The organism is Paenibacillus sp. Y951 (genome assembly GCF_056786395.1).
Genome location: NZ_JBXCIY010000001.1, coordinates 257,567 through 282,286, shown reverse-complemented (window position 1 = coordinate 282,286; position 24,720 = coordinate 257,567). Strand labels below are relative to the sequence as shown.

Sequence of the window (24,720 nt, the reverse complement as noted above, 5' to 3'; positions counted from 1 at the left end):
ACCAAGCGCCGTACTCTCTACAAAGGAAGGGTATTGTACTCATCTCTTCACTGGCTATTACTGTATAGGTAGTTCAAAAAGCGGACTTTGATAACGATGTGTAGCTATCGTAGCTTACTCGACATCGAATATGAAGGGAATTTTGGAAAGTACGGTTCGCGTGTACCAATTACGTACACTTGCGCTTCCATCTTTCAAAAATTAACTCCATCTTCTCGGTTCTGAAAGTCCGCTTTTTGAACCTTTATTGAAATAGGCAGTTCAAAAAAACTAACTTTCATTAAATGATATATCTCTAATATAAAAAATGTAGACGCCAATGTCAAGTGACGCTATCTGTTCTTCGGTTTAGGTTCAGGAACATAATCGATTCCACCTTGATGAAACGGGTGGCATTTACTAATACGCTTAATCATTAACCATGTCCCTTTGAACGGACCATGCTTTTCAATCGCTTCAAGACCATAGGCTGAGCACGTCGGATGAAATCGGCAAGTCGGTGGCTTATGTGGCGAGATGAATAAGCGGTAAAATTTAATAGGAGCCTTAACGATTGATTTCATAACATGACCGAAACTCATTATTATTCGCCGCCTTGAATTTGCTCTTCCTCAGCACAAGCCTTACAATGACCGAATACTTCGAATTTATGCCTTATCACTTTAAAATCAGTCGGAACATCTGTTTGATCCATTGGACAAAATTTAATCGGATATGTTTTTCCGCAGCCAAGACAAATCATATGATGGTGATGATCATGCGCACGACAATGAATTTTGAACTTCACGCCTTCTTCGAACATCACTTGTTCTAATACACCTAGCTCCTCCATAACGCGAAGGTTTCGATAGACCGTATCAAAGCTAAGTCCTGTATACGTTTTCCCCATATGATCGTATACATCTTTCGGAGACAAGTAGCTTACCGATTCTGAGAATAGCTTCGCTAATGTTTTACGCTGATCTGTTACTCGTAAACCTCTAGCTGACATAAGCGTAACGATTTCATCAAATGTTTGCATCAATTGACCTCCCAACAACTATATTATTATCATGTATTGAGAAAAGCCCCCTTGTACAAAGAGAGCTTCGTATTCTACCCGTTATAATACATATCTGCAACAAAGGCACCACTCATACCTACGAAAAACACTGCTGTTAATCCCCATAACAAATTACGTATCAATGTCAACTGTCGAATCTTGGTCTCCGGCGCTCGCCCTAGACGAGCCATCGAGACAGATCGGTGAAGAAATAACGTCGTAATAAGCGAAGCGACGAACAATAGATTAACACCGAACCATATGACTTGCCAATACATGCTGACACCTCCAGTTGCTATAAGTACCAAATATTAAGAATAATCATTAGCACAATAAAACTAACTAGAGCACCGGCAAAATTGTACCAACCCAAACGGAATCTTTGTTGAAACATTTGTAAAATCCCAAAGCTCAACAATCCAAAAATAAGTAAAATAAAAATAATGGCAATTATAAATAAATCCGCAGAAACATCGCTTACATTTACTACTGACACGGTGGACACTCCTTCACGATCTAATCGTAATCATTAGACATTATACTAGATCGCGAGATTATTAGCTAGTTTGTTATAGAATGTCGATAAAATTTTATTGGTCTTGGTCGTTTCGCCAATCGAATAATTAGCTGATCTTCTTCAATTTTTGCTTTACACACTCTAGATTTCACTAATTTTGGCAGCTTAATCAATTCAATATGCTGATCTGGTAACCCTTCTATTTTCACAAAGTCTTCCCTAACAAAGAGTATGATTTCATCTTGATCATATCCTATCGGAAGTTGATAAATCACTTCAAGCGACTCTTTTCCTTCTTTTATCTGATAGCTAGCTTTCGGTCTTTGCTCATGTTTATTGACTGGAGTACCCGTTGCTTGCTTAATCTGATTAATCCAATTATCGACCACTGGAATTTCCCTTAGGCTCTCCAGATTTTTGGGGAAATTAGCATTGCTAAACCACTTCTCGAAATCATCCCAATTTTTCAATAATCCCACCTCATCTATTTCATGTATAGATTAGCTTATGCACCAGCTAACAAGTAGGCTACTCGTTATTAACTGATCAAGGACTTTTTCGACGTCGAATAAACTACGAAGTCGATCATCGTTATCAAAGTCTGATTTTTGCACTACCTCTTCAAATCAAAGTTCAAAAAGCGGGCTTTCAGAACCGAGAAGATGGAGCGTTACTTGTGAAAGGCGGAAGCGCCAGTGTACGTTATTGGTACACGCGGCCCGGACTTCCCAAGTTCTCTTCATATTCGATGTCGAATATGCTACGTCAGCATATTCTTCGTTATCAAAGCTCGCTTTTTGAACTTCCCCTACAAGGAACGCTTAGGCTTATGATGCATAAACTACAATAAACAGTGAAGTAGGTGAGTTCATGCCATCAATCGTTGGCTTTGTAAATGTAGTTAGTAACGGCTCTAGTGGAATCGTACAGTTCGGTGATGCTGTTCAAGTATCACCTTCTAGCTCTTCCAAAACCTATGCTGGCGCTGGTTCTTTCTTAACAGGTAGTTTAGCAAATTCTAATACGGGACTAAGTGCTACCAATTCATTAGATAATGATCTTGTAGACAATGTCAGCGGAGTATTGTGATCGCTATGTTAACGGTACAGCAACAAATTAACATTCATAGTATTCATATTGAGACGCTTTCGAATAGCTCCGTTTTTCAAATTGGTACTTCAGGAGCTATTTCTGCTATTTCTCATGTATCTACACAATCATTACCTTCAACAACAGGACCTGATGGAATGTCTCCCATGGATCAATTCACACCTTTTCTTGTCCCACTTCCCAATCCAACATAATAACAATTCAATTATAGAAGGGCTGGATCTACGATGTATAATTCTGAATCTTCGTCATCTTCGCAGTTGAACCCATGGCAACAATGGGCGTTCCGTATCGAACAACGACTGCAAGAACAACAAGATACGATTGATACATTACAAGCAACAATATCCCAACTTGAGCAACAACTAGCAGTTCAAAAACAAATTCCTAGCTCTAATACCCCTCCAATTTTTCATGTTGATAAAATTGAATATCATTTTGATCAATTAAAAGTAGAAACATTAGAAGGTTCCTTACAAATTGGTATGTCAACAGCAAGTGCCAGTCAATTACCGACAATGATAGAAGAGTTAGCTATGAAACAGAAAAATGTTCATAGTAATTCAACACATCCCAATTCCAAGGCAAAATTTGTGGAAGGTAATACCGCTCATGATCTTTCCAAACCAATGAAAACATCCGTGCATAATAGCATTCCTTCGGCAAATAATACCCCTCCAACTGAAAATTCATCGAACTTCCCCGTCGGTTTTGAGCAGCATTTGAGTGATCAATTACGCACTTATCTTCACGAACAAGGAGTAGGCTATATTCGCAAGATGAGTTCACGATTGGACATCCCAATTAATGACGATCATATCACCCAAATCATTATTGATCTAGAAAAGCAAATTGAGGCTCGAATTCATCATTACGTAGCTGATGAGGCACCCTCTTTGAATCGAATTGCTCCCTCTTCTGATCAAGAGCTACAACATGAATGGGAAAAGATAGAAAGATCGGTAAGTGAACGTACATGGCATGATATAGAGACTGCAATTAGGCACTATTTACAAGAGAACGCTGTACGATAGGAGATTACCAATGAAAATTATTATTCAAGAGCAACATCTGCATGTGGACCAAGTTAATGTCATCGCTAACTCAAGTTGTTCAAATATCCAAGTTGGGGATAACGACCAAGTTGTACTTTATTCCACTATCGAAACACCACCAGATGGCTGTCAAATTGGCCCCTTTAATTCTGCTTCAAAGCCTGCACTATGTCCATCTGGTAAAATAATCCAATTACCTCAGCCTTCCATAAGTAAGGGAAAATATCGTTATGAGTCATAATACGCTTTCTAGTGTCACCAACTTAAATGTTATTAGTAACTCCTCAAGCTCGATCATTCAAGTGGGTGATCGCGACAATACTTCGATGATCAGTAGAAGTATCGTTGTATTACAAGACGTAACAAGGAATACGGGAGATGAGCCTGATTTTAATCAATATCAATTATTTTGTAAGCCATCTCCCAATCTAAAGCGACTTCTCTACCCTAGCAAAATCGTTGAACGAGCATCTGATATGGAGCAACCATTGGATCTTAACGCCATACCAGATATCACCATCGGCCGACTGAAAGTAATATCTAACTCTGACTCGTCGAATATCCAGATAGGTAATGGCGAGCAAATGTATTCCGAGTACCGCTCAAAAAGCTTTGAGCAGCACTTCGTTGCCCAACCACACAAAAAAGAGTATCCTTTCTCACCTTAACGGTTAAGAAAGGATACCTTTTTGTCATTCGTGAATTGAACCCTGAATAGTAGACACTATAAAAAAAGTGTACTATTCGGGGTTCAGTTCATCATTAATTCGGTACCGTCTGTTAAAAATATTGTTATTACTGAATAACTATATTTTTACTTACTATACGATTTGGTTTAATTGCTTGTATTTTGCAGCGTATTTACATACCGACTGAACAACCGTAGCATGTGACCATGTTAACGGCGCTACCGATAATGGTGTACCGTCAAAAGGGTTCAATTGCTCTGCTAACAGCCCACTTGATAAAGTATGCTGGGCAACCCACTCCAATGTACGTCTTGGGCTTTCAAGGTCGGCAATCGTTTTCGCTGACGCAATCTCAAAGTTAGCTACCCATAATGTGCAAATGATCCATGGATTACCTGGTATACGTTCAATATCACCGGATTGTTGGAAATAATAGTCGTTCACATAACGAGCAATTCCGCCTACTTCTGTTTTCACTTGTAGTCCTTGCTTAATCGATAGCATCGTCTTTTGCACACGATAATCATCGACAGGCAACACACCAAAATCCAAAATACCAAACATACTACTTTCAAGCGTCATATCTTTGACCCATACATTATCCTTCATCACTAGACCGCGAGCGAATCGTCCTGCTTCCTCATCCCACAAATGCTCTAGCATACCACTTTTAATTCGTTCAGCAATATTACGATAATGATCACTACGCTCATAATCCCCGAATAAATCAGTGAATGAAGCGGCGGAGATTAGTCCACCATAGACAGAGGCCGTCGTATAGGTCCATATGCCATAACGTTCTTCCCATAAATCATAGCTTGGTTTCGGTAAATTCATATCTTCTTCAATATAACTGCTTAAGAAATTAGCTGCTGGGCGAATAAGTTTCGTATATAGCCCTTGTGGCAATTCAATAACTTGATGGCGAGCATAATCTTGCCATAATGCAAACAGAACTAATGCCGTCTCATCCTCTTGGATCGGCAAGCGACGATTTCCTTGCACAATATACGGATGCCAGCTGGAGCCTACCGTTCCGTCTGGATTGTATTTATGATACAAATAGCCATCAGAAGAAATCGTATCCGCACAAAATTGAAAAAATGGTGCTATCATACTTTGATACCCGGCTAATGACATTGCATCAGCGACTAGCGCACCGTCACGAGGCCACATATAGCTATAGTGGTCGCGATTGTACTGCAAAATATCTGTGTCGTTAGCAGCGATAATAGCGCCATTCTCATCGGTTTGCGTGCGAACGAGCAATAAGCTTAATTTGAATAATTTACGTACCTCATTCGGCAAATCTCCGAGATCAGACTCCGCGCGTTGCAACCAATGATTCCAGTATACAACCACTCGACTTAATAGCTTCTCTGGGTGCTGATCACGAACATATTGGTCTAGACGCTTCACTTCCTCTAGATTGGCACCGATTGACATCCAGTAGAAAATCGTCTTTTCACTATGCCCTCCAACAATGGTACGGAAGCTTAACGTACTATCAACGGAGCCTTGAGCAATTGTATTCCCCATAAGCGTACCATCTTCAGCGTCTCTCCAAGTACCTTCAGCGGTATTGAATCGTTTCACACCAGTAGAATATTGTAAAATTCCACCTTCATCAGAAAATCCATTAAACATAAAGTAATTAGAGCGCTTGTAATGATAGATCGTATGATTTTCCGGGTAATACACTGCAGTATCTCCAACTTCTGTTCCCTCGATCATTAGATCCTGATGGAAGAAAAGTCTCACTTCCCTAGCTTCATCACGATAATTGCGGATTGTCACTTGTTTAATGAAAATACATTCTCTTTGATGAATGCCATCATTAATTTGTAATTCAATGCCTAATCGGTCATGCCTTGCAATAACGTTAGTAACAAGAGAGCCTTCCAGATAATCAAGCTCGAACTTCCACTCTGCATGATCCAACCATGAAAATTCACCTTGTACCCAAATACCAACTCGACAATAATGCCCTCCTACATGATTCAGTTGTCCTACATACGGGTAATAAATATCTCTAATAAAGCCGTGCTGATCCATATTAAGCAACATCTTCCCATTACCTACAGCTAAGTGACGTGCCATGAAGCCATCTCCTCTCCTTAGCTAAGTTGTTGATATAGCTTTTTATATCGTTTTGCGGAGCGATTCCAACTATAATCTTCACGGGCTCCATTATCTACAATGCGTTTCCATACCTCTTTGTCATTGTATAAGCGAAGAGCATAACGAACGGTATATAAGTAATCATGTGCATTGTAGTTCGTAAATGTGAATCCATTCCCAGAATAAGTATATTCATTATATGGAAGAACAGTGTCCCTTAGCCCACCAGTTTCTCTAACAATTGGTACCGTACGATATCTTAGCGAGATTAATTGGCTTAAGCCACAAGGTTCGAATCGTGATGGCATTAGAAACATATCCGCTCCACCATAGATCCGGCTTGCGATCCGATCACTATAGCCTAACCAAAATCTTAATTTGTCTGGGTAACGTAATGAAGCCTCATAAAAATATTTTTCATATAGCTCATCACCAGAACCAAGAATAACAATCTGTACATTTTCCTGTAATAGCTCGTCCAACGTAGCAATAATGAGATCAAAACCTTTTTGTTCCACTAATCTTGATACGACACCGATTAATGGAATCTCACTATTTTGCGGCAATCCCATTTCAATCTGCAAATCTAGCTTGTTTTTTTGTTTGCGAGGTAGCGAGTTACGATAAGGTGCTACGAGATGCGTATCCACCATTGGATCAAACATTTTTTCATCGATACCATTAACGATGCCGATCAAATCTTCACGGCGATATTGGAGCAATGTTTCCATCTTCTCACCGTAATAGGCGGTTTGAATTTCCTCGGCATATGATGGACTTACCGTTGTAAGCTTGTCCGCATATTGTAAGCCTGCTTTCATGCAGCTTGCATTCCCGAAAAATTCAAGACCTTCTGCATTGAAATACTCATCACCAATCCCTAGCAATTCCTTCATCTTATCAATACTGTATATCCCTTGATACATCAGATTGTGAATTGTGTATACGGAGCGAGATTGCGACCAATCCGGGTGATAAGCATATCTTGTCCGCAATAAAAACGGGATTAAACCTGTCTGCCAATCATTACAATGGATAATATCGAATTTCTCGCCGTAATACGGTCCCGCCTCAAGAACGGCTGCTGAGAAGAATACAAATCGCTCAGCGTCATCATCATAGCCGTATAAGCCGCCACGCTTGAAATAATACTCGTTATCGATTAAATAGTAAGTGATTCCTTCGAGCTCACCCTTCCACAAACCACAATATTGATTTCGCCAACCAAAGCCTACCTCATATTCAGCGATAAGTGTGAAGTGCTCTAAATATTGAGGCTGAATGGAATCGTATTTCGGCAATACGACGCTTGTCTTTACATCTTGTGCATCTAATGCCTTTGGCAGTGCACCTGCGACATCAGCTAATCCACCACTCTTAGCAACAGGCACCGCTTCAGAAGTTGCAAACAGTATATTCATCCTCTCTACCTCCAATAACTTTATCTAGTTACCCAAGCATCGAAGCAAAACCTAGCGATGTGTACGCTTCGAGTACACAAGCGGTCAAATGCCCGAAGCTTCCAATAAAGGTTCAAAAAGTGGGCTTTCAGAACCGAGAAGATGAAACGCTACTTGAGAAAGACGGAAGCGCAAGTGTACGTTATTGGTACATGCGAACCGTACTTTCCAAGTTCGTTTCATATTCGATGCGAGTAAGCTACAACGCATCACATCGTTATCAAAGTCCGCTTTTTGAACTTCCCTACCTAGATGATGCGACGCTTTGCTGCTAGGTATGGGCCAGACTCCACCCCACGGACTTCTCTGTTTTCTTTAATAACAACATCTTTATCGAAAATACTGCATTTCACTACACTATTTGGTAAAATTATTCCATTTTGCATGATGATACTATCTTCCACGACTGCTCCTTTATGAACATGTACCCCGCGGAATAAAATACTATTGCGAACTGTGCCTTCTATTAAGCAGCCATTGGCAATAATAGATTGCTCCACAACAGCATTTTGCTTATAACGCGCCGGTGGACCATCCTTAACCTTTGTGTAGATCGGTCCTGGTTCATAGAATAGCTCTCTCCAAACTTGCGGATTAAGTAGCTTCATACTATTGGCATAGTAACTATTAATCGTATTCACACATGCTAGAAAACCATCATGTATATAACCATACACCTTCAATTGATCCAGCTTAGACACAATAGCATGACGGACAAGATGATCATGACCTTTGGCCAATGAAGTTTCTACGAGATCCATCAGTAATTCCTTCTTCATCAAATACATTTCCATATTAGAAAAGTCACTAATCATAGGCCCATAAGATTCTTGAATTTCACTAATTCGGCCTGCTTCATTCATCCGCACTTTTCTTGCTCTACCAAGTAATGGCTCGATACTTTCCTTACATACAACCGTAATATCAGCTTCTTGCTCTAGATGGTAAGTAAGTACTTGTTGATAATCAATATTGCAAATCATATGACTCCGAGTAATTAGCACATATTCTGGCTGTGAGCGTAGGAAGTAATCACGATTTTGGTAAAAATGAAATAGATCACCACGGCTTAATTCCTGCACATCATCTGTAATCGGAGGTAATACAAATAACCCACTTTGACGATGCTGTAGATCCCAGCTTTTCCCGCTTCCGATATGATCCATTAGTGAGCGATATTTTTGATGGACAAAGATACCTACTTCATTCATTCGCGAATTAACCATATTAGAAAGTGTGAAGTCAATAATGCGATAGCGAGAACCAAAAGGGACAGTTGCTGTACAACGGCCTTGCGTTAATTTATCAAGATCATCTTTTTCATGAATAAGATTAATAACACCCATAATTTTTTGATTCTTCATTACTTCACCTCCAACAATTGATCCTGTGGAAACACATGCTCACCAACTGGAATAACTGTTATTTCTTCGTTAGCAGGCATACCGATTACTGCTCCATCCTCAATGATCGCTCCATCACCGATAATCGCCCGATAGATTTGCACGTTTCTACCTACTTTTACTTTAGGCATAATGACTGATTCCTTCACAATGCTACCTTCCCCAAGAGTGACGCCATAGAAGAGAATGGAACGGTCAACCTCGCCTTCGACAAAGCAGCCTTCCGTTATAAGACTGGAGGTTACCTTGGCAGTTGAAGTTACAAATTGTGCAGGCTGATTGGGATTCACCGAGTAAATACGCCAGTTCGGATCACCAAGATCAAGCGATGGTTGGTCTTCTAACAAGTCCATATTACCTTCCCATAAACTAGCAATCGTTCCGACATCTTTCCAGTACCCATCGAAAATATAGCATGAGCATAGCAAACTATCATTCATCATTGCCGGAATAATATCTTTACCAAAATCATTACTCGATGTCACATTGTCCTCATCATTAACTAAATATCGTTTCAAGTCGCACCAGTTGAATATATAAACGCCCATCGACGCTAAATTACTTGTTGGATTTTTCGGCTTCTCTTCAAAGCCAGTAATAACCGAATCATCATCAATATGCATTAAGCCAAACCGACTAGCATCCTTCCAATCGACTTCAAAACCAGCGATCGTCACGGCTGCTCCTGTTTGTTTATGATTTTGCAGCATGAGATCATAATCCATTTTGTATATATGATCGCCTGATATAATAAGCACATACTCAGGATCGTAACGTTCTATAAATGGGATATTTTGATAGATGGCATTGGCTGTCCCTTTGTACCAGACGCCGCCATTCTTTTGCATATAGGGGGGAAGAATCGTCATACCACCGTCACGACGATCAAGTCCCCACGGTGTACCAATTCCCAGATATCGATTCAGTTCTAATGGCTGATACTGTGTGAGCACGCCAACAGTATCTATGCCTGAATGAGCGCAATTACTTAATGTAAAGTCAATAATTCTATATTTCCCGCCAAAATAAACAGCGGGCTTTGCTAAATCCTTCGTTAATACACCTAATCGTTTACCTTCACCACCGGCTAGTAACATTGCTATCATTTCTTTTCGAACCATAGACATCATCTCCTTGTTAAATGGTGTCCCCCGAATGAAGTGTGTATAGCATAAATGTGAATGGGGGGAGTTCAATAGAAATACTTTGCTCACGACCATGAATACCGATCGCTTTACTTTGTATTTCCTGCTGAACATGTTCGGTTGTACCACCGTACTCCAGTTCATTACTATGCAGTAATATCGTATATATGCCTGTTTGTGGCACGCCAACACGGTAATCCGGGTAATATTGAAGTGAAAAATTCACGATTACAACAAGCATTCCAGATTGACTTTGTCTACTGAAGGAAATGATCGATTGCTCTGCATTGTTCACATCAATCCAATCGAATGTACTCGGATTAAACTCATTTTCCCAAAGAATAGGAGTATTACGATATAACCAATTCAATTGCTTCGTATAATGATGCATTTTTTGATGAGAGTCGTACTTTAAAACGTCCCAATCGAGATGATGTTGATCTTTCCACTCATCGAATTGTCCCCATTCACTACCCATAAAAAGTAGTTTCTTACCAGGATGGGTCATCCAATAGCCATAGAATAATCGCAACTGTGCAAATTTCTGTTCGTAATTTCCCCACATTTTATTAAGTAGAGAACGTTTTCCATGAACAACTTCATCATGGGAAAGTGGTAGTATATAATTTTCGTTGAATGCGTACCAGATAGAAAAAGTTATGAGATGATGTTGCTGGGTGCGGGTTGACGGCGGGAGCGACATGTATTTGAGCATATCGTTCATCCAGCCCATATTCCATTTGTAGTTAAATCCTAAGCCGCCCATATAAGTTGGCTTTGTTACGGATGCGTAGGATGAGGAATCCTCCGCTAACATCAATGCGTCGGGGTAGTAATGAAATATCGTTTCATTTAATTTGTGGAGGAATGCGATCGCGTGTAAATTAATATGTCCGCCATCAGCATTTAATGTATGTAATTCAGGTGGCTTATCCATGTGTAGATCGAGCATAGAAGCAACGGCATCAACACGTAAGCCATCAAAATGGAATTGATCTAACCAATAAATCGCGTTGGAAACTAGAAAGCTTTGAACTTCATGCTTACTATAATCGAAGCTTAACGTGCCCCATAAAGGCAGCTCAGCTCGCTTCCAATCCGCCCCTTCAAAAATTGGGGTGCCATCGAAATTTCTTAAGCCATGATCGTCCTTGCAAAAATGACCAGGAACCCAATCCAATATAACACCAAGCTGGTGTTGATGACATGCATTAATCAATTGCTTCAGTTGCTCGGGTGAGCCAAACCGACTCGTTGGACTATAAAACCCTACAACTTGATAGCCCCAAGATTGATCAAGTGGATGTTCTGTAATTGGCAACAGCTCGATATGAGTATATCCCCAATCTGCTACATAAGGAACGAGTTGCTCGGCTAACTCAGTATATGTATAGTAATCTTCTTTACCTTTAATTTTCCATGATCCTGCATGAACCTCATAGATTAGCATTGGTTTTTCGTACGATGGCTTTACCGCTTGCTCCTTGTACCATTGCTGATCAGTCCATGTAAAGCGTGGCAAGCCTACGACAATCGATGCTGTATTAGGTCGCCGCTCACTATAAAAAGCGTATGGATCACTTTTCAACATTCGTTCATTGTGCTGCGTTAAAATTTCATACTTATATCGTGTACCATCTTGCAAATGAGGAATAAAAGCTACAAAAACACCTGAGCTCACTACTGGGCTCAATTTATGAAGCTTGCCATCCCATTGATTGAAATCACCAACAACCGCAACTGCTTTCGCCTGAGGTGCCCATACAGCAAAGCGAATACCGTCCTCGCCTTTCCAGTGAATAGGATGTGCTCCCATAAACCTATAGCTATGATGCGATGAACCACGATTGAACAAATAGAGCTCCTGTTTTGTAATACCGAACATAGTAGTATCCATCACTTCCCCCCAATATTACAACTTATAATTGAAACAAGCTATACGTTTTACAATAATATAATAACGTATAGCTTGCCATAATAACTATAAGAGATTGTTCAAAACAGAAACTTTGAACATGTACTATAATGCTAGTTACTTGGAATAAATGGCGACGGGGTGCCTAGTGAAAATAGATGTAATTCGTGCATCGCTCTCGTACATGCTGTGTAGAACAATTTTCGTTCACGTTCCAAATGATATTGGGTTGAACTCGCATTATAGATCATAACCGCATCAAATTCTACACCTTTAGCTAAATATGCAGGAATGACCATAATACCTTGCTGGAATGTAACCGTTTCTTGATCAATTAAGCGTAGTCGTTTCCAACGATCTTCTAGTCGTTCAAACACGAACTTACTCTCATGAGCCGTCTTGCAAATAATTGCAATCGACGTATAGCCTTCACGAATCCAATGATGTAGCTTTTCATCAATTTGTTGATCATACTGATCGACGGAATCAAGCACAGTAATTTCTGGAACCCTGCCATGACGATTGAATGGTACAATCTGATCGCCACCTTCAATCATCGACGCTGTGAAGGCAATAATCTCATGAGTAGAGCGATAACTCCGAAGCAATGTCATACGCTCCGTTTCTTCCTCTGAGAATAAATTCTCGAAAGGAGTGAACTTTTCCTGCAAAGACGAGTGAACAAATATAGATTGATTCAAATCTCCTACGATTGTCATCCTACTTCTCGGAAAAACATGCTTCATATATTGCAATTGGAACGCCGAATAATCTTGACCTTCGTCAATAAATACATACTTCACACTCGTATTGGTCTGGAAGCCTTCCAATTTTTCCTTCAAATACAAATAAGGTGTTGCATCTTCATACAGCATCGTTTTTTGTGCCAATGCCTTTAATGTTAAATCCGCTATTTCACGCCAAAGTGGAATGGAGTCACGACTCCATTGCTGCCCAATAAACATTTCCTTGTAAATGCCTGTAACATTTACATATCTAAGCAGTTTCACATGCTTTCTTAGTTTTTTGAACTTCTGCTGAACAATCTTCCCTGCCAAAAAATCATGCTCTGCTTGGAATTCATTGAACAAGTTTTCATTAGATTGTTTTCGATTGTTCAAATGCTGAAATGCTTCGACATATTGCTCGGTATCAAGTAATTCTATTTCCTCATCTACCCAAGCTTCTCGTTGCTCTATTTTCCCTAACGATGTTAATTCCTTCAGCAGCCATTCTGTCAATTCCTTCAGTCGAAGCGGTATCGATTGTGAAGAATCTAATCTATAAAATTTCTCCGTTATTTGCTCATGCGAGATAAGAATTTTATCACGGAATACAATATTTTTAAACTTCATATCCCGCTTACTTAAATGCTTCAAGTAGGCATCAATATCACCCATAAACTGTGTAGAAGATTTCAAATGAATGCTTGCCATACGCGCTTCATAAGATGGATCCTCATACTGGGTTAAGCTATACTCCATCTGAGTAAATGGGTCTTCTAGACGAATGTTACGACCTAATCTACGTTCTAAATATTGTTGATACGTTGTTTGCTGCATATTTTGCTCCCCAAGCTCGGGTAGCACTGTTGAAACATAACTATTGAACATTGGATTGGGGCTGAACAATACAATCTGGTCGGCATTCAAGCTTTCGCGATAGCGATATAATAGATAAGCTACACGTTGCAGTGCAGCAGAAGTTTTACCACTGCCTGCCGCACCTTGAACAATTAATAGCTTCGCTTGTTCATTACGAATAATCGCATTTTGCTCCTGTTGGATCGTCGCAACAATACTTTTCATTTGAGCATCGGAATGTTTGCCAAGAACCTCTTGTAAAATCTCGTCGCCAATCGTTACACCAGTATCAAACATACTTAATAAATTTCCATAGCGAATAATATATTGACGCTTCAATGTCATTTCGCCATCAATGTCACCGCTAGGAGTACGATAAGTAATCGGTCCAGGTCCATAATCATAATAGACGCTGCTGATCGGAGCCCGCCAATCGTAGATCAAGTAGTTCTCATTATTATCATCAAGCAATGAGCCTACTCCGAGATATATAGCCTCCACAGGTCCTCCCGCTTCTGAAATATCAATCCTTCCAAAATATGGACTCTGCTCAAATTTATGCAGCAAACGAATTTGTTCTGACATCAGTCTATAACTGCGTTCTCGTTCTGAAAGCAATTCTGCTTGTTGTTTCATACTTGCATGGCTTTCAGCAGATTCTGTAGAATCCTCGAAATTCAACGTCACATCGTCCCAGAAATTCGTTTTTATATTGACTATTTCTGACTTGACATCACCTGTTTCATCCTCTATATTTACCAAGCGCTTTCGAACTAATTGTGTAATATAGTGTACACGCTGCTCTTCGCTATTTCGATCATCTATTATATTGGACATGTGTTCCTCCTTCTGTAATAACTCCTATGTTATCAACAATTAAGCTACCTACTATTTGTTTGAAGTGTAGTGTCATTTGCTGTAGATCTGCTAAATCCATCGTCGAAGCTTCTGCTCCCAATAAAGCAACTGGTATAATATACGTTTGCAGTAGTGGCTCTACCGTAACATCATACTTGCCTTTTTTAATTCGTCCTTCAAGTAAACTTGATTTCGTAAAATCATTTTCCGCAGGTGCTAACAAGCTGAAATAGGAAGCGAGATCAAGTCGAATCGTCCCAAATTGCTCGGAATACAATTCTAACTCAAGTGGTAGCGTTGCGTCTAGCTGATCGATATGTTGTATCCATTCACCACGTTCGATTTCTTCATTGTTCGCGGTAGATTGTTGTTCTTCATCAATACTAGCTTCCTCGTCTTGACGATAGCTCGTTCGGGCAACCGAAATCGTGATCGCCTCAATCTGTTTATTCAACATATATTGCTGCTGTCGCGACAGATTGAATGTAATCCGCTGTTGTTTCCCCAGCCATTGCAGCCATAACCCACTGTTCTGCTTGTCTCCATCACTTCGACCCTTCAGATCAATAACTTCTGCTTCTAGTTCAGCTGTTGTACTCCACGCCGTGTCACCATATTCTTTTTCAAAATCGTATATCAACGTTTCTTTCGAATGACTATAACGAGTAACATATCCTGTTATAGGTAAATATTGCCCTACCGTGCGAAAATCTTGGAATACCGCTTCATATTGTGCTTCTTGCAATAAACTTGCGCGTAGAAAGCTGCTAATATATATTTGAGTTGCTAATCGCTGGTCATCGCCAGATATAAGATCAGCAGTATTCAGCAATATAGCTCCCGGAAATTGTTCATCATACTTTCCCCACACCGTATTAAATTGTCCATGGTTCGCATGATACAATTCTACAGTAGCCTTAAAGTGACCAGACTCATTGAATCTCGTACGTTCATACTGCCTATCACCAAACGATTCTGTAAGATCGGAGTCCATCGTACCATGTAGGGTCAAATAATTCACATTGTGTAAACTCGCTTGCTTACTATCAACCCGGTAATCTGTTGGTGCTATACCAACTACAGCTTTAACAACTACTTTGTCTAATATATCGGTGATCTCATTATCTACAAACCACTTTTTGGCATCTACAGCCATCGCTGCAGCTTGACCACCACGTGAGTGACCGATTAAAGCTACCTGATCCCAATCAATGGATAGCTGATCATATTGCTGTTCATAGAATGAAGTCAGATGGGCTAACATTAACCAAGAACGCAATAATTGGTCATCATCAACGATGCCAGACCACACAGAGTAGTTTAGAAAGTTTGCATCGATGGAGCAAACAATCATCCCTTGAGAAGCTAGTAATTCACCTAAATAAGCATAACCATCTGAGGAATCTTCTTCTCCTACATGATTGCCATGCATGATGAACACAATTGGAAATTGGCCTTCACCAACTGGTGTCCACACTTGACCGTTAATTGGAATTTGATCTTCTGTGAAGCCCCAATATAATTCTTTCGTCCATTTCCAATCCTTTAGCACATCTGATCCATCCATCGGCAGCGTATAAATAATGTCATCCACTTCTTCAGCCATTAGATCCGCATTGTCTGCGTAAGTTTCATAATCGAAATGTCTAACTTCGTACGTCCCTTGCTCTGCGGGATTAGTAGTCAATCGATCCAATGTTAATAGTGATTGTTCTGTATCCCCACCATCATCTTGCTTAGCATTACTATCCTCATCATTCGATGAGATGTCGCCACTACTATCTTCCTTATTTGAATACAAATCAGAGCTTAGCAGCACATCTTTATATAATTGAATAATTTGATCTCCATCATCTCCAACGATTGTTTCACGTATTTCATTGGTAAGCGCAATAACTAGAAACAGTATAACGAGACTACACGTCACAAAATAAAGTGATTTTTGGCGAAAGGCGCGTAAATAAGCTGCATATAAAGCAACGAGACTAGTAATAACTATGATGATTGCCGTCACAAATAAAGCAACTTTCCAGCCCCAATTCGATCTCTGCATTACGATATAACTTTGTGCGATTAATATCATTATACTTGTGATCATACTTGCACATTTATGTAGATAAAAAAATGAAAATATCGCCCTCATAAGAGTGAATGCGAACAATAAGGAGATTACGTACACTGTTCCAAATATGACATAATCAAATATAATTCCCAGTCCCGTAGGTATCCCTGGAATAACAACGACCCACTCCACACAAAGTGCAAGCAAGAAAACAAGCGAAAACGATGTAACGAAAGAAGATTCCTTAAGGCGAACATGATTCCATCTTCTTTCCACCCAATCGCACATTTTCTGTTTCAATGGTTTTTGAACATGTTGTTCTTCCATTACCTCTTCGAAATCGTTAACCAAAACCGCTCATTCTCCTTTTCTAAATGTACGGGAACCTCATAAAATTGACTCATCGTCTGAGGGGTTAACACATCTGAAGTTTCACCTTGTGCAAATATTTTCCCCGTCTTTAATAGTAAAGTATGACTGAAACAAGGTAAAATTTCTTCTACATGATGCGTCACATAGATTAGCGTTGGACAATTAGGATGTCTTGATAGGTTATCAATCATATCCAGTAATTGTTCCCTTGCAATAATATCAAGACCTGTACAAGGCTCATCCAATATTAATAATCTAGGCTCATTCATCAATGCCCTAGCAATAAGTACTCTTTGCTTCTCACCTTGTGATAATGTGCGATAAGCGCGTTGCGCGAGATTATCGCAACGTAATGTTCGCAAAAGATTCATCGCTTTCTCGATTTCTTCTTCAGAAGGTTGATCATATACTCCTATTGATGCTTCTCTTCCACTCAAAACAATGTTAAGCGCATCATCGCTGCCATATAGTTTTTGCTGTAGTGCCGTACTTACCCATCCAATTTCTTTCCGAAGCTCACGTAAATCGTACGTGCCGAAGCGATGCCCCAATACACTAATTGCACCAGATGTTGGCCACTGATAACCATTAATCATATTGAGTAATGTAGTCTTTCCAGAACCATTCAATCCTAGCAAACACCAATGTTCACCTTGCTGAATGGACCAATTTACATCTTGCAGTATTACTTTATCTTCTCGTTCCCAAGTTACATTATCTATTTCTACAATCATAATAATTCCTCCAATAACGCCATATGTATTATGTTCATTCTACCACGATATAGTTGACTTTGCTCTCAAATCAACTAGCAATTTGAGCTTCTCTGATGTTTGATGAGACTATAGGAGTAGACTGACCACAATAATAGAAACAGCAGCAGCCAGCGACTAATAATTAAAGTCACTGACTGCTGCTGCTTTATTGAACTATCGGTTACTTAATTAATATTCCAAAATGTTCACTAACTAATCTGAATTGTTCTTCTACACTTAAGTTAGGTGTTCTTTCAATTGTTTGGTGTATATTTCAGGATCATTTTTTTCATAACCGAAAAATTCCATTTTCCCGTTTTCATTCTCTGCAATTGTGTAAGGATGGATCTGATCGGAACATCCACTTGATGCAAAATATTTGAAATTGCATTACCTAGTCTGTACTGATCAATAGCTTCATTATTTGAAAGAATGTTAATACAAATATCTTCATCATAATAATGCTGTACATATGTGCTAACCCCAAGATGATCACCACCATGGGAATACCTATCTGTGCCGTAAACATGATGATGTTCCAGTCCATAGCAGTAATTATCTTGGTTCTCCGCGAAAAACCTAATATATATTTTTGGAGACAATATTTTACGATCCCGTAAACAAGTATACCATTTGAACAAATCATCACAGCTAGAAACGATGGCGCCGGCACCGACACTAAATTTCTCGTTATGATAAGGACTCTTGATATTCGCATCAAAATCTTTTGAATAATTACATGACCTATTTTTTATTGGTTTACTTCCGTCATTAACATCGCTATTCATCATATTCAGTGGTAGAAAGATGTTGTTTCGAATATAATTTTCATATTTCTGTCCTGAAACATTTTCAATAATCCAGAAGTGTGCGACAGTAAATGATGTACAGAGATCGACTCGTCAATCTTAATATCAGTAGGGAGGTATAATTGTGCAGAGTTATCGACGTTCAGCAATTTCTCATCATGTAAGAGCATAATCGCGAAGGCAGTAAACTGTTTTGAGATGGAAGCGAGTGAAAAGCATGAATTTATCTCATTTTTAATACCAAATTCGATACTTGCATTTCCGTACGCCTTCTCAAAAAGCACTTCGCCTTTCTTGATGACTTGAACAACACCGTAAAAATCCCATAATTTCATATAGTTATTAATATAATCTTCTAGCTTATAACGTATTGATTGCAATAAGATCTCACCCCTACTAATCCATCCCAATTTAAAACGACATTACTGTTACTATTTCCGTTAATTTAAATCATGCGTCCTAATTCACGTATAATCTCATCTTCTTTAACATAATCAAAGGCTTCATCTGGTTGATTGGCAAGTTCCCATTCGATAGTTGCTTTCAATCCATCTCTGAATGAGATCGGCTCCTTAAAACCCAATTCCTTACGAATGAGATTAGAATCTACAACCAACTGTTGCTCCATATTGAAAGGGATAGTCATCTCTTCAGGTAGACGACCATTAGGAACAACAATTATTTGTCCTTTCCATTGAAAAATTTCTCCGATTTCTTTAACGAAATCAAGCATTGAATAAGATTGTAGTTCACCTACGTTATACATGCGTCCAATTGCCCGTTCACTTGTAACAGCTAATGCAATAGCTTTAGCTATATTTTCCACATAACCATGAGTCCAAAACCAATTTGAAAAACTTTTATCCATCAAGATAAATGGTCGATTATCACTGATATGCTTCAAATTAAGGTATTTAAATAGTCTATGTTGTGAATCATTAGGCCCGTAGACAGCAGGGAGACGCAGAATGGTGCTCTTTATGTATGGATTGTTCATAACTATATCTTCGACCAGTATTTTATCGTACAAGTTACACCAATCATTGGGATCTTTCGAGGCGTCTTGGTAGGGAAACCGATTTATGCGTAAGGGTGAAGTTTCAGTAATTGGTATAGTTTCTAATCGCCCATTATCAGCCTTTCTCACTATTCCATAAGCACGGTAAACATCTTGACTACTTATTGTAATTAACCGATCAGTTATTCCCTTAAACGTGTTAATCATTATTTGGGTATCAGCTTCAGTATACGAAATCATATCAACAACTACATCAATAGATAATTTTGCAAGCTCACCTCTAAACTGTTCCAAGTGCATTTTTTCTCCATAGATGTGTTGTACATTTGGTGGAAGTTCACATTTTGTCTGACCGCGATGGAATAAGGTTATATCATGATGACCCATTTCATTAAGCTGATTAATTACGTTAGGACCGATAAAACTTGTTCCGCCGACAATTAAAATCTTCATATTAAGTTCACAATCCTTTCCACTTTTTCAAGCCAATCTTCCGTCCAATAAAATGAGCAGCTAGCATCTCCTAGCTTAGAAAGCCCGCCTATGAAGGCGGGCTTTCTAAGCTTATCATTTCTGCCCTACAACAAGTCCTAAAGATAACCAACGACCGTTATCTTCTAGTATAAAATCTCTCTCACCATCATAATATTGAAAATTATCAATCGTCCATTGATACGCTTCTGGAAAGTAGTACCCTTCTGTAACTGATAATCCCTGATTTCTATATAAGTCATAGTTCCATTTCAATGATCTTAGCCATTTCTTATACGAATTAAAAATTTCATACTTTCCCAAGTCAGACGGAATAGGATTACTGGTACACATAGGCTCTGCAATTCCTATATGCCCTGCTTTACGCGTAACTCTTATGATTTCTTTCAATGCTTGTTCTCTATCATCAATCATAAAAAAAGAACCAATTCCAAAAACAGCATCAAATGATTCATCTGGGAATGGCATGAGCTGTGCATTTGCGCTTATTGCAAGAACGTCATTTTCCACACTATGCTCAGCCGCGAAATCTTGAATAACGTTTAAACTTTCCCATGGTTCAAGGGTAATGACGGTTACTCCCCAATTTTTAGCCAATATTGCGGCTACTTGACCTGTACCGCCACCTATCTCTAAAACTCGCATGCCGGGTATTAAGTTCAATGCATTTATTAATGGAAGTGCCATTTCATACGAGCCTGCACCAAGCGGCTTAGCGTTGTCAAAAGATAAAAAAGGATTATCCAAATTAGTACCCCTCTCAAATTAAGGGGGAAGCTGCAGTTTATCGGGCTAGCTATGCATTATTCCCCCGCAGTTGATTTGCCCAAAAGATTCCGTATTACTTTTCATGTAAACCGCCTCCGTTCAATTTTATGGATCAAGTGTACCAAATTATGTATGGAGCGTCCATCGATTGTTCAACTAATCTAACAATAATAGCTAACCCTTTATTCAATTTCCATACACAAAAAGCAGGCAGAAGTTCACTGCAAAAAGTGAACTTCTGCCTGCTTTTTCAATCACTTACTACAATAAGATAAAATATTCAATAATCGATGATGCAATAGCAACGACAGCGATCGTTCCTGTAAGCCATGCAATTGCTTTTGTTCCTTGTGAATAAGACATAAACGATAACGCTAATGCCGATAACCCTGTCCAAAATGGCCAAATAAATAATGCACTTATTGCAATAACTAATGCTAATACCCCGACATACCAACCAATAGCACTTACACGCTGATCAGATTCGTTGAAGCTCATTAGCTTCCGCGGTGCATGATCGTAAGCTGCCATTTCCTCATACGTAAAGTCTGCACCCATCTCTTCATATATGCCGCCATGCTCTAATGGTGGGATTGGCTCATGCTGCAATACTGCCGTATCATCATGAGGGATATTACTGCGGTGCGTTATCGGTAGATTACGAAAATTACGACTCAACCCACCATATTTCCGATTTCTTGCCATCTACAATCACTCCTTTGGACGGAATGTTAGACAACAGGTTTCTGCTGATTCATTCGCAGCATCCTGATGTTCAGTGGATAGTAGCTCATCGGCAAACTCATTCATAAAATTCCGATTTGCATGTGCGTCAATTTCAATTTGAATAGATGCTGCACCACATTGGTTGTTTTCTTCCCAAAAATTACAATTCGATACACTACAAGCTACGCCTTTTGGCATAAAAAAATCACCTCCACTATCAGTTTGCCCTGATATCGAGATGATTTATTCGATCCTATTTTTTCCCCATCATGCGACGCTGAGTCATGTAATCACTTTCGTAATATGCCAATTCGTCACGTAGGTCTTCGTAATATTTGGTAATATTCATAATAATATTTCTTGCTTCCCGCTTCGGCTTGAAACGAAAACGAATCGCATCTTGACCTGTATATGCATAACGGCCATCCTCGGAATAGCATTCATTTTTAGGATAGAAAAAGGCATTTACACAATTATGATATACTTCATACAATGCGCGTTCAGCAAAATCTGTATCAAAATTCGGTCTTCTAAGTAGTACTCCTAGCTTCTCAAAAGAAACCTCTGAGTATACAAGCAAATGACGAAGATCAGCTAGAAAACCTCTGTAAAATGATTGTTCTTCTTCTGTTTTTTCTTCACTTATTAGTTGATCGAGTGAGAAATTGTTAAGGAAAGGTTCAAGTTGAGCAATCGCTTCCTTTAGTTTCTCACGAGCTGATTCACTCAGCCCCTTAACATTAGTCGAAGGCATGTTGGTAGATCCCCTTTCATATTCCAAACCAAAACTATAACATTTACATACTATCACAAATTGTGCCAAAGCGGTACTATTTAACTCTTTCTTCTGCATAAAATACTGACTTTTACTAAAAATAAGGATACGTCAAAACAGATCACTAAGGAGTGTAATGAAATGTCCAAAAAATGGTATACCATTATTGGCGCAATCGTAGCTGTCATTTTAATAATGCAGCTTTTGCCTAATAATAAAAGAAGCAATGAAATCGCGCAATTGCCTCAATTGAATGTAAAAAGTGATAGTGAGCATGCCGCCATTGAAGAAGGTCAAAAGCTGACGATACTACAAAAAAATATGGACACCAGTTTACAGCTTGTCATTGCTGAGCTGCAATCTGATTTGGAGCTACTCGCCAATGAAAAGCAAGCAAAAAAAGCTTCAATCATCATGTCTCGTTTCCAAGCTGAGCATCCGCATTATGTTTATATTCGCTGGGAAAGTGATAGGACAAAAATTCAACGCGGCGATATTCCCTCGTCCGAACAAGCTCTTGCTAATTCATATATGAAAAAAGCTGCTCAATTATATATGAACGGCGATCGGTATGACTCGGATAGTTTTTATGGATTAGATCATGTGAAATATCGAGTACTTGGTCTAATTAAAGATCAAACAAAAGTTATTGCTGTTGTGAAAGAATCCATCCTTCCGCAAGTGGAACAGCATCAACGGAACAATTTACGCTTAATTCCGTATCCTGCTGAAGGACAAATGAAAATTGAATCCGTAAAACCCAATTCAACAGTAGATACTACAGTTATTGACGGCGAAGATAACGGCGATGCAAGTCATTATTACAAAAACGAAGTCGTTGTCCAATTTATAAATGCGCTTAATGAGCAGCAATTGGAGTCGTTAAAGCAAGATATTCATTGTGAGCAAGTTTTAAAAATGAATTCTACCTTTATTTTCAAGTCGAGCGAATTAAGTACAGAACAATTAATTGCTCATTTCAAAGAAAAATATGAAATAAAATTTATTGAGCCTCACTATTTGTATATGACGAACGAGGAGACTAATAATGAAACCATCCCTAATGATGTGTTGTTTGCGAAATATCAATGGAATATTTCAAATATTAAAGCAACAACAGGCTGGAATATATCTAAGGGTACCGAGGATGTTATTATCGCTGTTCTAGATACTGGAGTTCAATCAGATCACCCTGACCTAGCTAATCGCCTGCTTGAAGGGTATAACGCAAACGATTCTTCCACCAATTCAAACGATGATTTTGGCCATGGTACTCATGTTGCAGGTATTATTGGAGCTACAGTTAATAATAATGAAGGAGTTGCAGGTGTATCTTGGTATAACAAAATATTACCAGTGAAAGTACTCAATAGTAGTGGGGCTGGCTCAACATATAGTGTTGCTCAAGGCATTATTTGGGCTACTGATCACGGAGCGAAAGTTATTAATATGAGCCTAGGTAATTACGCATCAGCTGATTTTTTGCATGAGGCCATCCAATACGCCTACAATCATGATGTCGTGCTTGTTGCAGCAAGCGGAAACGATAATACGAGTCGCCCTGGTTATCCTGCAGCCTATCCAGAAGTATTCGCAGTTGGGGCTACCTCCAATAATCGACAGCGCGCAGCATTTTCCAATTATGGTGATTATATCGATGTCGTTGCCCCAGGCGATTCCATAGCGAGCACATACATCGGTGGTCAGTATGCATCCTTGTCTGGCACTTCCATGGCTTCTCCTCATGTCGCAGCATTGGCCGGATTAATTCGAACACTTAATCCTGCACTTACCAATGTGCAAGTTATGGAAATTATGCGACAAAGCGCAACTGATCTAGGTGATACTGGAAAAGATGATTACTTTGGCTACGGCGAAATCGATGTCTATCGCGCATTAACAATGGCAGCTGCCTTTGAAGGAACGCTTCAAACGTATCCCCAATCCGTTAAACACAAATTAGATAGACTAATTAATCAGTAGAACAATAAGAGCCATCCACATAACATTTCGCAATCGCGAAATAGATATGTGGATGGCTCTTT

Annotated in this window: 26 protein-coding genes, 1 pseudogene and 1 other annotated feature (1 of these 28 running past the window's edge); of the genes and pseudogenes, 8 read left to right on the top strand and 19 right to left on the bottom strand. The window is 39.3% G+C overall.

What is annotated here, in order from left to right; translation table 11 throughout:
* Nucleotides 1-60 (bottom strand) — a binding site (T-box leader) (it extends 191 nt beyond the left edge of the window).
* A 272-nt stretch (nucleotides 61-332) separates the two neighbouring features.
* The 5 genes from yidD to AC1TPB_RS01450 all read right to left on the bottom strand — a co-directional run bounded on the left by yidD (nucleotide 333) and on the right by AC1TPB_RS01450 (nucleotide 2,029).
* On the bottom strand, nucleotides 333-563 hold the full coding sequence (gene yidD, locus AC1TPB_RS01470) for a membrane protein insertion efficiency factor YidD (protein ID WP_482075076.1): 231 nt from the start codon (nucleotides 561-563) through the stop codon (nucleotides 333-335).
* A gap of 20 nt (nucleotides 564-583) precedes the next feature.
* A complete protein-coding gene (locus tag AC1TPB_RS01465) occupies nucleotides 584-1,021 on the bottom strand; it encodes a Fur family transcriptional regulator (protein ID WP_482063359.1) in 438 nt (145 codons plus the stop codon).
* Between the two features lie 74 nt (nucleotides 1,022-1,095).
* Nucleotides 1,096-1,320 carry a hypothetical protein gene (locus AC1TPB_RS01460; protein ID WP_482074860.1) on the bottom strand — a complete coding sequence of 75 codons (225 nt, stop codon included), beginning with the start codon at nucleotides 1,318-1,320 and terminating at the stop codon, nucleotides 1,096-1,098.
* Between the two features lie 17 nt (nucleotides 1,321-1,337).
* Nucleotides 1,338-1,538, bottom strand: coding sequence for a hypothetical protein (locus tag AC1TPB_RS01455; RefSeq protein WP_482063357.1), 201 nt, complete (start codon nucleotides 1,536-1,538; stop codon nucleotides 1,338-1,340).
* Between the two features lie 65 nt (nucleotides 1,539-1,603).
* Complete coding sequence (locus AC1TPB_RS01450) at nucleotides 1,604-2,029, bottom strand: hypothetical protein (RefSeq protein WP_482074859.1); 426 nt, start codon at nucleotides 2,027-2,029, stop codon at nucleotides 1,604-1,606.
* A 206-nt stretch (nucleotides 2,030-2,235) separates the two neighbouring features.
* Here AC1TPB_RS01450 and AC1TPB_RS01445 point away from each other — a divergent pair, with 206 nt between their 5' ends.
* From AC1TPB_RS01445 to AC1TPB_RS01420, 6 genes are read left to right on the top strand one after another with little or no spacing between them, the layout of a single operon-like run.
* Nucleotides 2,236-2,409 carry a hypothetical protein gene (locus AC1TPB_RS01445; RefSeq protein ID WP_482074858.1) on the top strand — a complete coding sequence of 58 codons (174 nt, stop codon included), beginning with the start codon at nucleotides 2,236-2,238 and terminating at the stop codon, nucleotides 2,407-2,409.
* A 20-nt stretch (nucleotides 2,410-2,429) separates the two neighbouring features.
* Entirely contained in the window at nucleotides 2,430-2,648 is a 219-nt protein-coding gene (locus AC1TPB_RS01440; RefSeq protein WP_258202207.1) for a spore germination protein, read from the top strand.
* Nucleotides 2,649-2,653: 5 nt separating this feature from the next.
* Entirely contained in the window at nucleotides 2,654-2,863 is a 210-nt protein-coding gene (locus AC1TPB_RS01435) for a spore germination protein GerPB (RefSeq protein WP_482075075.1), read from the top strand.
* 33 nt (nucleotides 2,864-2,896) lie between these two features.
* Nucleotides 2,897-3,703 (top strand): spore germination protein GerPC, encoded by an 807-nt coding sequence (gerPC, locus tag AC1TPB_RS01430; RefSeq protein WP_482074857.1) that lies wholly within the window; start codon nucleotides 2,897-2,899, stop codon nucleotides 3,701-3,703.
* A gap of 10 nt (nucleotides 3,704-3,713) precedes the next feature.
* A complete protein-coding gene (locus AC1TPB_RS01425) occupies nucleotides 3,714-3,965 on the top strand; it encodes a hypothetical protein (RefSeq protein ID WP_482074856.1) in 252 nt (83 codons plus the stop codon).
* A complete protein-coding gene (locus tag AC1TPB_RS01420; protein WP_482074855.1) occupies nucleotides 3,955-4,392 on the top strand; it encodes a spore germination protein GerPE in 438 nt (145 codons plus the stop codon). Before AC1TPB_RS01425 ends, AC1TPB_RS01420 begins: the two co-directional genes overlap by 11 nt.
* 153 nt (nucleotides 4,393-4,545) lie before the next feature.
* On the opposite strand, the gene AC1TPB_RS01415 is transcribed toward AC1TPB_RS01420, so the two are convergent.
* Nucleotides 4,546-6,513: a glycoside hydrolase family 15 protein gene (locus AC1TPB_RS01415; protein WP_482074854.1), complete on the bottom strand. Its 1,968-nt coding sequence runs from the start codon at nucleotides 6,511-6,513 to the stop codon at nucleotides 4,546-4,548.
* Nucleotides 6,514-6,530: 17 nt separating this feature from the next.
* Nucleotides 6,531-7,955 (bottom strand): glycogen synthase GlgA, encoded by a 1,425-nt coding sequence (gene glgA, locus AC1TPB_RS01410; RefSeq protein WP_482074853.1) that lies wholly within the window; start codon nucleotides 7,953-7,955, stop codon nucleotides 6,531-6,533.
* Here glgA and AC1TPB_RS01405 point away from each other — a divergent pair.
* Nucleotides 7,937-8,269, top strand: coding sequence for a hypothetical protein (locus tag AC1TPB_RS01405; protein ID WP_482074852.1), 333 nt, complete (start codon nucleotides 7,937-7,939; stop codon nucleotides 8,267-8,269). The two genes, glgA and AC1TPB_RS01405, sit on opposite strands and share 19 nt — an antisense overlap.
* On the opposite strand, the gene glgD is transcribed toward AC1TPB_RS01405, so the two are convergent.
* The 12 genes and pseudogenes from glgD to AC1TPB_RS01345 form a co-directional block, all read right to left on the bottom strand.
* Nucleotides 8,243-9,358 carry a glucose-1-phosphate adenylyltransferase subunit GlgD gene (gene glgD, locus AC1TPB_RS01400; RefSeq protein WP_482074851.1) on the bottom strand — a complete coding sequence of 372 codons (1,116 nt, stop codon included), beginning with the start codon at nucleotides 9,356-9,358 and terminating at the stop codon, nucleotides 8,243-8,245. The genes AC1TPB_RS01405 and glgD overlap by 27 nt on opposite strands.
* Nucleotides 9,358-10,518 carry a glucose-1-phosphate adenylyltransferase gene (locus AC1TPB_RS01395; RefSeq protein ID WP_482074850.1) on the bottom strand — a complete coding sequence of 387 codons (1,161 nt, stop codon included), beginning with the start codon at nucleotides 10,516-10,518 and terminating at the stop codon, nucleotides 9,358-9,360. Before AC1TPB_RS01395 ends, glgD begins: the two co-directional genes overlap by 1 nt.
* 16 nt (nucleotides 10,519-10,534) lie before the next feature.
* Entirely contained in the window at nucleotides 10,535-12,439 is a 1,905-nt protein-coding gene (glgB, locus tag AC1TPB_RS01390; RefSeq protein WP_482074849.1) for a 1,4-alpha-glucan branching protein GlgB, read from the bottom strand.
* 131 nt (nucleotides 12,440-12,570) lie between these two features.
* Entirely contained in the window at nucleotides 12,571-14,877 is a 2,307-nt protein-coding gene (gene helD, locus AC1TPB_RS01385) for an RNA polymerase recycling motor HelD (RefSeq protein WP_482074848.1), read from the bottom strand.
* Nucleotides 14,858-17,311, bottom strand: a complete 2,454-nt coding sequence (locus tag AC1TPB_RS01380) for an alpha/beta hydrolase (protein ID WP_482074847.1) — start codon at nucleotides 17,309-17,311, stop codon at nucleotides 14,858-14,860. The genes helD and AC1TPB_RS01380 overlap by 20 nt, the downstream gene beginning before the upstream one ends.
* On the bottom strand, nucleotides 17,287-18,066 hold the full coding sequence (locus AC1TPB_RS01375; RefSeq protein WP_482074846.1) for an ABC transporter ATP-binding protein: 780 nt from the start codon (nucleotides 18,064-18,066) through the stop codon (nucleotides 17,287-17,289). The genes AC1TPB_RS01380 and AC1TPB_RS01375 overlap by 25 nt, the downstream gene beginning before the upstream one ends.
* A gap of 275 nt (nucleotides 18,067-18,341) precedes the next feature.
* Nucleotides 18,342-19,231, bottom strand: a pseudogene (locus AC1TPB_RS01370) (serine hydrolase domain-containing protein).
* A 110-nt stretch (nucleotides 19,232-19,341) separates the two neighbouring features.
* A complete protein-coding gene (locus tag AC1TPB_RS01365; RefSeq protein WP_482074845.1) occupies nucleotides 19,342-20,367 on the bottom strand; it encodes an NAD-dependent epimerase/dehydratase family protein in 1,026 nt (341 codons plus the stop codon).
* A gap of 114 nt (nucleotides 20,368-20,481) precedes the next feature.
* Nucleotides 20,482-21,153: a class I SAM-dependent methyltransferase gene (locus AC1TPB_RS01360; RefSeq protein WP_482074844.1), complete on the bottom strand. Its 672-nt coding sequence runs from the start codon at nucleotides 21,151-21,153 to the stop codon at nucleotides 20,482-20,484.
* A gap of 282 nt (nucleotides 21,154-21,435) precedes the next feature.
* On the bottom strand, nucleotides 21,436-21,879 hold the full coding sequence (locus AC1TPB_RS01355) for a hypothetical protein (protein ID WP_482063343.1): 444 nt from the start codon (nucleotides 21,877-21,879) through the stop codon (nucleotides 21,436-21,438).
* A 6-nt stretch (nucleotides 21,880-21,885) separates the two neighbouring features.
* On the bottom strand, nucleotides 21,886-22,098 hold the full coding sequence (locus AC1TPB_RS01350) for a DUF1540 domain-containing protein (protein ID WP_482074843.1): 213 nt from the start codon (nucleotides 22,096-22,098) through the stop codon (nucleotides 21,886-21,888).
* Nucleotides 22,099-22,153: 55 nt separating this feature from the next.
* Nucleotides 22,154-22,654: a YpuI family protein gene (locus AC1TPB_RS01345; protein ID WP_482074842.1), complete on the bottom strand. Its 501-nt coding sequence runs from the start codon at nucleotides 22,652-22,654 to the stop codon at nucleotides 22,154-22,156.
* 162 nt (nucleotides 22,655-22,816) lie between these two features.
* On the opposite strand from AC1TPB_RS01345, the gene AC1TPB_RS01340 reads away from it, so the two are divergent.
* Nucleotides 22,817-24,658: a S8 family peptidase gene (locus AC1TPB_RS01340; protein WP_482074841.1), complete on the top strand. Its 1,842-nt coding sequence runs from the start codon at nucleotides 22,817-22,819 to the stop codon at nucleotides 24,656-24,658.
* Nucleotides 24,659-24,720: the final 62 nt, after the last annotated feature.

Bases quoted from the DNA above. Each gene is read 5' to 3' on its own strand.
- yidD (WP_482075076.1), bottom strand. From the start codon at position 563: ATGAAATCAATCGTTAAGGCTCCTATTAAATTTTACCGCTTATTCATC.
- AC1TPB_RS01465 (WP_482063359.1), bottom strand. From the start codon at position 1,021: ATGCAAACATTTGATGAAATCGTTACGCTTATGTCAGCTAGAGGTTTA.
- AC1TPB_RS01460 (WP_482074860.1), bottom strand. From the start codon at position 1,320: ATGTATTGGCAAGTCATATGGTTCGGTGTTAATCTATTGTTCGTCGCT.
- AC1TPB_RS01440 (WP_258202207.1), top strand. From the start codon at position 2,430: ATGCCATCAATCGTTGGCTTTGTAAATGTAGTTAGTAACGGCTCTAGT.
- AC1TPB_RS01435 (WP_482075075.1), top strand. From the start codon at position 2,654: ATGTTAACGGTACAGCAACAAATTAACATTCATAGTATTCATATTGAG.
- gerPC (WP_482074857.1), top strand. From the start codon at position 2,897: ATGTATAATTCTGAATCTTCGTCATCTTCGCAGTTGAACCCATGGCAA.
- AC1TPB_RS01425 (WP_482074856.1), top strand. From the start codon at position 3,714: ATGAAAATTATTATTCAAGAGCAACATCTGCATGTGGACCAAGTTAAT.
- AC1TPB_RS01420 (WP_482074855.1), top strand. From the start codon at position 3,955: ATGAGTCATAATACGCTTTCTAGTGTCACCAACTTAAATGTTATTAGT.
- AC1TPB_RS01415 (WP_482074854.1), bottom strand. From the start codon at position 6,513: ATGGCACGTCACTTAGCTGTAGGTAATGGGAAGATGTTGCTTAATATG.
- glgA (WP_482074853.1), bottom strand. From the start codon at position 7,955: ATGAATATACTGTTTGCAACTTCTGAAGCGGTGCCTGTTGCTAAGAGT.
- glgD (WP_482074851.1), bottom strand. From the start codon at position 9,358: ATGAAGAATCAAAAAATTATGGGTGTTATTAATCTTATTCATGAAAAA.
- AC1TPB_RS01395 (WP_482074850.1), bottom strand. From the start codon at position 10,518: ATGGTTCGAAAAGAAATGATAGCAATGTTACTAGCCGGTGGTGAAGGT.
- glgB (WP_482074849.1), bottom strand. From the start codon at position 12,439: ATGGATACTACTATGTTCGGTATTACAAAACAGGAGCTCTATTTGTTC.
- helD (WP_482074848.1), bottom strand. From the start codon at position 14,877: ATGTCCAATATAATAGATGATCGAAATAGCGAAGAGCAGCGTGTACAC.
- AC1TPB_RS01375 (WP_482074846.1), bottom strand. From the start codon at position 18,066: ATGATTGTAGAAATAGATAATGTAACTTGGGAACGAGAAGATAAAGTA.
- AC1TPB_RS01365 (WP_482074845.1), bottom strand. From the start codon at position 20,367: ATGAAGATTTTAATTGTCGGCGGAACAAGTTTTATCGGTCCTAACGTA.
- AC1TPB_RS01355 (WP_482063343.1), bottom strand. From the start codon at position 21,879: ATGGCAAGAAATCGGAAATATGGTGGGTTGAGTCGTAATTTTCGTAAT.
- AC1TPB_RS01350 (WP_482074843.1), bottom strand. From the start codon at position 22,098: ATGCCAAAAGGCGTAGCTTGTAGTGTATCGAATTGTAATTTTTGGGAA.
- AC1TPB_RS01345 (WP_482074842.1), bottom strand. From the start codon at position 22,654: ATGCCTTCGACTAATGTTAAGGGGCTGAGTGAATCAGCTCGTGAGAAA.
- AC1TPB_RS01340 (WP_482074841.1), top strand. From the start codon at position 22,817: ATGTCCAAAAAATGGTATACCATTATTGGCGCAATCGTAGCTGTCATT.